Here is a 1148-nt window from a genome sequence, read left to right as displayed (position 1 = left end):
ATCATCGAGGAGGCGCCGGAGCTTACGCGGGAGCCGGTGGCCTCGGATGTGGTGTTGCCGGTGGTGCCGTGGCTGGTGTCCGCGAAGACGGCGGCTGGTGTCGCGGAGCAGGCGCGGCGGCTGGCGGCCGGGGCAGAGGGTCTGGACGCGGCCGATGTCGGCCTGTCGCTGGCGACGACCCGGGCCGCGCTGGAGCACCGGGCTGTTGTCTTCGGCACCGGTACGGGGGAGCTGGGCGAGCAGTTGGCGCCGGTCGTGGCCCGTGATGGNCTGACGGGGTTTGTGTTCTCGGGTCAGGGTGGTCAGCGGGTCGGTATGGGCCGGGAGCTGGCGGCTTCCTTCCCGGTGTTCGCCACTGCCCTGGATGAGGTGTGTGAGCACTTCGAGGGCCTGCGTGAGGTGATGTTCACGGATGCGGATTCCCTGAGGAACACCGGTTGGGCGCAGCCCGCGCTGTTCGCGGTCGAGGTGGCGTTGTTCCGGTTGGTGGAGTCGTGGGGAGTGCGCCCGGACTACCTGGTCGGCCACTCCGTGGGTGAGCTGGCCGCCGCGCATGTCGCCGGGGTGCTCTCCCTGGCCGACGCGTGCCGGCTGGTTGCCGCGCGTGCCGGTTTGATGCAGGCGCTGCCGGTGGGTGGTGCGATGTGGGCGGTACGGGCGACCCCCGACGAGGTCACCCCGCTGCTGGTGGAGGGTGCCTCGGTGGCGGCGGTGAACGCTCCGGGGCAGGTCGTCGTGTCGGGTACGCGCGAGGCGGTCGAAGCGGTGGCTGCCCAGCTCACCGAACGTCAGGGCCGCTGGCTCGACGTCAGCCACGCCTTCCACTCGCACCTGATGGACCCGATGCTGGCGGACTTCGCTACCGCAGCGGGCGAGTTGACGTACGGCACCCCGGACATTCCGATCGTGTCGACGCTGACGGGTGAGCTGACTGGGGAGTTCACCGCGTCGTACTGGGCCGACCAGGTCCGAGGCACGGTCCGCTTCGCCGACGCCGTTACTCGTCTGAAGGCACTGGGCGTCACCCGGTTCCTGGAGCTGGGCCCCGACGCAAGCCTTGTGGGCGCGATCGGTGAGAGCGACGAGGACGCGTTCGCCGTGGCGGCGCTGAACCGTAAGCAGCCCGAACCGGCCACCGCCGTCACCGC

Annotated in this window: 1 protein-coding gene; it reads left to right on the top strand. The window is 70.7% G+C overall.

Going from position 1 to position 1148, the window contains the following annotated elements:
• The coding region (locus B082_RS0134115; protein WP_026250471.1) for an acyltransferase domain-containing protein at positions 1–1148 on the top strand (1148 nt) is incomplete at both ends.

It is taken from the genome of Streptomyces sp. ATexAB-D23, assembly GCF_000373645.1.
GTDB lineage: Bacteria > Actinomycetota > Actinomycetes > Streptomycetales > Streptomycetaceae > Streptomyces > Streptomyces castrisilvae.
The sequence above is the reverse complement of the archived record's forward strand: the minus strand, read 5'-3'. Positions and strand labels throughout refer to the sequence as shown.